Genomic DNA, 7,153 nt, shown 5'->3' with positions numbered 1-7,153 from the left:
GGCCCCGAGCGCGACGCGGCGGTCGCCGCGGCGCGCGACCTGCTGGAGGCCAATGGCGCGCTGCAGCAGGCCGAGGCCGCCATGCAGCAGACGCTGCACCAGATGGCCGCCGGCGTCGCCCAGCAGAGCGGCCAGCCGGTGGCGCGCGTCATCGAGATCTTCGACACGGTGCTGATGCCGGAATTCCGCGCCCGCCTGCCGGAGCTGGGCGAGGCCATGGCCACCTCCTGGGCCGGGCATCTGAGCGCCGCCGATCTGCGCGCGCTGGCCGAATTCTACCGCTCGCCGCTCGGCCAGCGGCTGCGCGAGGCCACGGCCGCCGTCACCGCCGAGACCATGGAATTCGGCGCGCGCTGGGGCCAGCAGGTCGGGCTCGACGCCATCCAGAAACATCGCGAGGCGCTGCGCGCCCGCGGCCTGCGTATCTGAACCGAACCGAAAACCTCCCCCGGGCTCCCCGGCCCGGCCGCGACCAGAGGGATCGCACCATGCGCAACCTGCCCGAGACCGGTGCCGCCTTCGCCGAAAGCTACCGCCGCAACAACGCATTGCTGACCGGCGCGGCGCATCTCGACACCACCGAGCATGATGCCTGCGGCGTCGGCCTGGTCGCCGCGCTGGACGGCAAGCCGCGCCGCGACGTGGTGCAGGCCGGCATCGACGCGCTGAAGGCGGTGTGGCACCGCGGCGCCGTGGATGCCGATGGCAAGACCGGCGACGGCGCCGGCATCCATATCGAGATCCCGCAGGATTTCTTCGCGGAAGTCGTCGAGCGTGGTGGTGACCGGCTGCGCCCGGGCCGCATCGCGGTGGGCCAGGTCTTCCTGCCCAAGACCGACCTCAGCGCGCAGGAACGCTGCCGCCAGATCGTCGAGACCGAGATCCTGAATGCCGGCTACAGCATCTATGGCTGGCGGCAGGTGCCGATCGACGTCTCCTGCATCGGCGAGAAGGCCAATGCGACGCGGCCCGAGATCGAGCAGATCCTGATCTTCGACGCCGAGCAGCGCGACATCGCGACGATGGAGCGCGACCTCTACGTCATCCGCCGCCGCATCGAGAAGCAGGCGCTCGCCGCCCAGGTGCCGGAGCTGTATCTGTGCAGCCTCTCCGCCCGCTCGATCATCTACAAGGGCATGTTCCTGGCGGAGAATTTGACCGACTTCTACCCGGACCTGCTGGACGAGCGTTTCGTCAGCCGCTTCGCCATCTACCACCAGCGCTATTCGACCAACACCTTCCCGACCTGGCGCCTGGCGCAGCCCTTCCGCATGCTCGCCCATAACGGCGAGATCAACACCGTCCATGGCAACATCAACTGGATGAAGAGCCACGAGACGCGCCTGGCCCATGCGCTGCTCGACCCCTACATGGACGACATCAAGCCGGTGGTGCAGGCCGGCGGCTCCGACACCGCGACGCTCGACAACGTGTTCGAGCTGCTGGTGCGCGGCGGGCGCGACGCGCCGATGGCCAAGGCCATGCTGATCCCCGAGAGCATCGGCAGCAACGCGACGATGCCCGAGGCGCATCGCGACCTGTTCATGTACTGCAACGCGGTGATGGAGCCCTGGGACGGGCCGGCCGCCGTCTGCGCCACCGATGGCCGCTGGTGCATCGCCGGCCTCGACCGCAACGGGCTGCGCCCGATCCGCTACAACATCACCAGCAACAAGCTGCTGATCGTCGGCTCCGAGACCGGCATGGTGAAGCTGGCCGAGAGCGACATCATCGCCAAGGGCCGCGTCGGCCCCGGCCAGTGCATCGCTGTCGACCTGGAGGCGCCGCGCTTCTTCGGCGACACCGAGCTGAAGGACCTGCTGGCCGCGCGCCACCCCTTCGGCGACTGGGTCAACCGCACCACCCGCATCGACGACATCGTGCGCGCCGATGTGGATGAGAGCCCCACGGTGACGGGGGAGGAACTGCGCCGCCGCCAGCTCGCCATGGGCTTCACGCTGGAGGAGCTGGAGACCATCCTGCACCCGATGGCGGAGGAAGCGGCCGAGGCCATCGGCAGCATGGGCGACGACACGCCGATCGCCGTGCTGTCCGGCCAGTATCGCGGCCTGCACCATTACTTCCGCCAGAGCTTCGCGCAGGTCACCAACCCGCCGATCGACTCCTTGCGCGAGACGCGGGTGATGACGATCAAGACGCGGCTGGGCAATCTGGGCAACATCCTCGACGAGGATCCGACCCAGTGCGACATGCTGATGCTGGACAGCCCGGTGCTGTCCAACGCCGAATTCGCGGCGATGCGCGGCTATATGGGCGACACCGCCTGCGAGGTGGATTGCACCTTCGCGGTTGCCGAGGGTGAGGCCGGCCTGCGCCGTGCGCTTGAGAGAATCCGGCGCGAGGCGGAGGAGGGTGTGCGCTCGGGCTGCGCCCATGTCATCCTGACCGATGAGGCGCAGGGGCCGGAGCGCGCCGCCATCCCGATGATCCTGGCGGTCGGCGCCGTGCACACGCATCTGGTGCGCCATTCGCTCCGCACCTTCACCAGCCTGAATGTGCGGGCCGGCGAATGCATGGATGTGCACTATTTCGCCGTGCTGATCGGCGCCGGTGCCACCACGGTGAACGCCTATCTGGCGCAGGAGAGCATCGCCGAGCGGCACCGCCGCGGCCTGTTCGGCCAGAAATCGCTGAAGGATTGCGTGGCCTCCTACCGCAAGGCGGTGGACAAGGGGCTGCTCAAGATCATGTCGAAGATCGGCATCTCGGTGCTGTCCTCCTATCGCGGCGGCATGAATTTCGAGGCGATCGGCCTGTCCCGCGCGCTGGTCGCCGAGTTCTTCCCCGGCACGCAGTCGCGCATCTCGGGCATCGGCCTTTCGGGCATCGCGCGGCGCGTGCTCGACATGCACCGCAAGGCCTGGGGCGGCGACGCCGCCGTGCTGCCGGTGGGCGGGCTCTACAAGCTGCGCCGCCGGGGCGAGGCGCATGCCTTCGATGGCAGCCTGATCCACCTGCTGCAGAACGCGGTGGAGACCGACAGCTACCAGACCTTCAAGCGCTATTCCGAGGCGGTGCGCAAGCTGCCGCCCGTGGCGCTGCGCGACCTGCTGGATTTCCGCGCCGAGGCGCGCAAGCCGATCGCCATCGAGGAGGTCGAGAGCATCACCGAGATCCGCAAGCGCCTGATCGCGCCCGGCATCTCGCTCGGCGCGCTGAGCCCCGAGGCGCATGAGACGCTCTCCATCGCCATGAACCGCATCGGCGCCCGCAGCGACAGCGGCGAGGGCGGCGAGGATCCGGCGCGCGCGCGTCCCCGCGCCAATGGCGACAACGCCAATTCGGCCATCAAGCAGATCGCCTCCGGCCGGTTCGGCGTCACCGCCGAATACCTGAACAATTGCCGCGAGATCGAGATCAAGGTCGCCCAGGGCGCCAAGCCCGGCGAGGGCGGCCAGCTGCCCGGCTTCAAGGTCAGCGGCATCATCGCGAAACTGCGCCACGCGACGCCGGGGGTGACGCTGATCTCCCCGCCGCCGCATCACGACATCTACTCGATCGAGGATCTGGCGCAGCTCATCTACGACCTGAAGCAGATCAACCCCGAGGCGAGCGTCTGCGTGAAGCTGGTGTCGCGCTCCGGCATCGGCACCATCGCCGCCGGCGTGGCCAAGGCCAAGGCGGATGCCATCCTGGTCTCCGGCCATTCGGGCGGCACCGGCGCCTCGCCGGTCTCCTCGATCAAATATGCCGGCCTGCCCTGGGAGATGGGGCTGTCCGAGGCGCATCAGGTGCTGCTGCTGAACCGGCTGCGCCACCGGGTGAAGCTGCGCACCGATGGCGGCCTCAAGACCGGCCGCGACGTGGTGATCGCCGCCATGCTGGGCGCCGAGGAATTCGGCATCGGCACCGCCTCGCTCGTCGCCATGGGCTGCATCATGGTGCGGCAGTGCCACAGCAACACTTGCCCCGTCGGCGTCTGCACCCAGGATGAGGAGCTGCGGAAGAAGTTCGAGGGCAGCCCGGAGAAGGTGATCAACCTCTTCTCCTTCATCGCCGAGGAGATCCGCGAGATCCTGGCCGGGCTCGGCTTCCGCAAGCTGGAGGAGGTGATCGGCCGCACCGAGTACCTCAAGCAGGTCAGCCGTGGCGCCGAGGATCTGGACGATCTCGACCTCAACCCGCTGCTGGTGCAGGCCGATGCCGGCCCCTTCCCGCGCTACTGCACGCTGGAGGGCCGCAACGAGGTGCCGGAGACGCTGGACGCCGACATGATCCGCGACGCCGCGGCGCTGTTCGAGCGGGGCGAGAAGATGCAGCTCGCCTACAACATCCGCAACACGCACCGCGCCATCGGCACCAAGATCAGCAGCAAGATCGTCCGCAAATTCGGCATGGACGGGCTGCAGCAGGGCCATCTGACGGTGCGGCTGCGCGGCTCGGCCGGCCAGTCGCTGGGCGCCTTCGCGGTGCGCGGGCTGAAGCTCGAGGTGCTGGGCGACGCCAATGACTATGTCGGCAAGGGCCTCTCGGGGGGCAGCATCGTGGTGCGGCCGGCGCCCTCCTCGCCGCTGGTCTGGAACGAGAACGCCATCGTCGGCAACACCTGCCTCTATGGCGCGACCTCGGGCGAGTTCTTCGCCGCCGGCCAGGCGGGCGAGCGCTTCGCGGTGCGCAACTCGGGTGCCACCGCGGTGGTCGAGGGTGTGGGCGCCAATGGCTGCGAATACATGACCGGCGGCGTGGTGGTCATCCTGGGCAGTGTCGGCGACAATTTCGGCGCCGGCTTCACCGGCGGCCAGGCCTTCATCTATGACCGCGATGGCAGCTTCGAGCAGCGGCTGAACCCGGACACGCTGCTGTGGAAGCGCCTCTCCTCCGCCCATTGGGAGGGCTTCCTGCAGGGGCTGATCGGTCGCCACGCGGCCGAGACCGGTTCCCGCCACGCGGCGCGGCTGCTGAATGACTGGGCGTCGGAGCGCGAGCATTTCTGGCACGTCGTGCCCAAGGAATTTTCTCGGTATCTGCCGCAGCCGATGGAGGATCTCGCCATCGCCGCCGAGTGACCACCGGGCGGGGAGGGGCCTCCAGCCCTTCCCCGCCAGGGCTTTTCGCTGCCAGGCTCACGCTTCCTGGCCACCGCCTGTCCGCCGGGTGAAAAAAACTTGGGGGGCGCTTGCCTAGCCCTGCCGGGGCCTGCATGCGATAAGCGCCCCCCTCTCTTCATGGTCCCGGCAGCGCGCATGAGAATTCTCTACCACCAGCCCCTCTGCCCCTTTTCGCGCAAGGTGCGCCTCGTCCTGGCCGAGAAGCGCATCCCCTTCGAGTTGCGCATCGAGCGGGTGTGGGAAAGGCGGGAGGAATTCCTGGAGATGAACCCGGCCGGCACCGTGCCGCTGCTGGTCGAGGAGAACGGGCTGGCGCTGGCGGACAGCTACGCCATCTGCGAATACCTGGACGAGGCCTATCCCGACCTGCCGCTGCTCGGCCGCACCCTGGGCGAGCGGGCCGAGGTGCGCCGTCTGGTCGCCTGGTTCGACGGCAAGTTCGCCCGCGAGGTGACCGAGAACCTGCTGGTCGAGAAGCAGTGGAAGCGCCTGCTCGGCCGCGGCAACCCGGATGGCGCGACGCTGCGCGCGGGCTATGCCAACCTCAAGCCGCATCTCGACTATCTGGGCTGGCTGGCGGAGACGCGGCTGTGGCTGGCCGGCAACGCCCTGTCGCTGGCCGACCTGGCGGCGGCGGCGCAGCTCTCGGCGCTGGACTATATCGGCGATCTCGACTGGTCGCTGAACGACGCCGCCAAGGACTGGTACGCGCGGGTGAAGTCGCGCCCGGCCTTCCGCCCGCTGCTGGCCGACCGGGTCAGCGGCGTGAACCCGCCGCCCCACTACGCCGACCTCGATTTCTGACCGCCCGGGCGGCGGGGACGCGCCGCCGCCCCGCCGGCGGCGTCAGGGCACCAGCCCCTCCGGCATGGTGTGGACATGGTCGCAGATCTGCCCGGCCGTGGTCAGCCAGACCGCGTCGCGCTGGTCCGCGATATGCGCCAGCGCCCCGCGCAGCGCCCGCAGCCGGTAGGGCTGGCCGACGATGTAGGGGTGCAGGGCGATGCCCATGACCTGCGGCTTGCCGTCATGGCGGGTCTGCCGCCGGCGTTCCTCGAAATCCGCCACGATCATGTCGGCGAAGGTCTGGGCGGTGTCCTTGCGCGCGCCGATGGCCGGGATGTCGTTGACCTCCTGCGGGTAGGGGATGGCGAGCAGCCGCCCGGCGCGCGTCTGCATCCAGATCGGCTGGTCGTCGGCGCACCAGTTCAGCGTGTAGCGGTAGCCGGCCTCGACCAGCAGGTCGGGGGTTTGCAGCGTCTCGGCGATCCAGGGGGAGAGCCAGCCGGTGGGCGGCTTGCCCTCGGCGGCGGCGATGGCGGCGGTCGCCGCCTCGATCAGCGCGCGCTCCTCCGCCTCCGGCATCAGCGATTGCCGCTCGCTGTTGGTGCGGCCATGGCCGGCGATCTCGTCGCCGCGCTTGCGGTGCGCCGCCACCAGCTCCGGCGCGTGGTCGTACATGGCGCTGTTCAGCAGCACGGTGGCGGGCAGCTTCAGCTCGTCCAGCAGCTCCAGCAGCCGCCAGGCGCCGACGCGGTTGCCATAGTCGCGCCAGGCATAGTTCAGCACGTCCGGCTGCGGGCCGCCCGGGGCCAGCGACATGCCGAGGCCCTCGCCGAAGGCGAAATGCTCCAGGTTGACGCCAACATAGACCGCCAGCTTGGTGCCCATCGGCCAGCCATAGGCGGGCCGGCTCGGCCAGGGGTTGTAGGCGTATCGGCCATGGGTCGGCAGCATTGGCGTTCTCTCCATCCTGGCGCGGGGCCGCCTTGCAGCGGGGCGCGTTGCTCCGCCCGCCGTTGGGCGCGGCGGGAGATTCGGGTCGTGCGGGCGATAGCAAGCCTCAGGCCAGGTTGCTGCGCGGTTCCCGCGACACAGAAAAACCGCTAAGAAGCGCACCCATGTCCAAGCCACCCCCGGCCGAGGCGGCGGCGGCCCGCGCCCTGCTCTCCGCCACCGCGCGAGAGGGTCGGGCGCGGCTGGCCCGCCCCATCCTGCTCGGCCTCGCCTCGGTCGCCTGCGGCCTGGCCCAGGCCTGGTTCATGGCGCGCCTGCTGGCCGCGCTGCTCGGCCATGGCACGCCG

The 7,153-nt window shown here is 69.6% G+C and carries 4 protein-coding genes and 1 pseudogene; 4 read left to right on the top strand and 1 reads right to left on the bottom strand.

Annotation, left to right across the window (positions count from 1 at the left end):
* The 3 genes from HMPREF0731_RS04965 to fzlA form a co-directional block, all read left to right on the top strand.
* Positions 1-429, top strand: a 429-nt coding sequence (locus tag HMPREF0731_RS04965) for a DUF2059 domain-containing protein (protein ID WP_007002939.1), incomplete at its 5' end; no start/stop codon positions are given.
* A gap of 59 nt (positions 430-488) precedes the next feature.
* Entirely contained in the window at positions 489-5,027 is a 4,539-nt protein-coding gene (gene gltB, locus HMPREF0731_RS04960; protein WP_007002938.1) for a glutamate synthase large subunit, read from the top strand.
* A gap of 177 nt (positions 5,028-5,204) precedes the next feature.
* The gene (fzlA, locus tag HMPREF0731_RS04955; protein WP_040611926.1) at positions 5,205-5,873 is read left to right on the top strand and encodes an FtsZ-binding protein FzlA; all 669 of its coding nucleotides are present in this window, start codon (positions 5,205-5,207) and stop codon (positions 5,871-5,873) included.
* Between the two features lie 42 nt (positions 5,874-5,915).
* Here fzlA and HMPREF0731_RS04950 read toward each other — a convergent pair whose 3' ends face one another.
* Entirely contained in the window at positions 5,916-6,806 is an 891-nt protein-coding gene (locus HMPREF0731_RS04950; RefSeq protein WP_007002936.1) for a polysaccharide deacetylase family protein, read from the bottom strand.
* A gap of 164 nt (positions 6,807-6,970) precedes the next feature.
* On the opposite strand from HMPREF0731_RS04950, the pseudogene HMPREF0731_RS24975 reads away from it, so the two are divergent.
* Positions 6,971-7,153 (top strand): annotated as a pseudogene (locus HMPREF0731_RS24975) (thiol reductant ABC exporter subunit CydD); the annotation flags it as partial.

The organism is Pseudoroseomonas cervicalis ATCC 49957, from assembly GCF_000164635.1.
GTDB lineage: Bacteria > Pseudomonadota > Alphaproteobacteria > Acetobacterales > Acetobacteraceae > Pseudoroseomonas > Pseudoroseomonas cervicalis.
The sequence above is the reverse complement of the archived record's forward strand: the minus strand, read 5'-3'. Positions and strand labels throughout refer to the sequence as shown.

What these genes read in the sequence shown, in the direction of transcription:
- HMPREF0731_RS04950 (WP_007002936.1), bottom strand. Translation starts at nt 6,806, where the DNA reads ATGCTGCCGACCCATGGCCGATACGCCTACAACCCCTGGCCGAGCCGG.
- gltB (WP_007002938.1), top strand. Translation starts at nt 489, where the DNA reads ATGCGCAACCTGCCCGAGACCGGTGCCGCCTTCGCCGAAAGCTACCGC.
- fzlA (WP_040611926.1), top strand. Translation starts at nt 5,205, where the DNA reads ATGAGAATTCTCTACCACCAGCCCCTCTGCCCCTTTTCGCGCAAGGTG.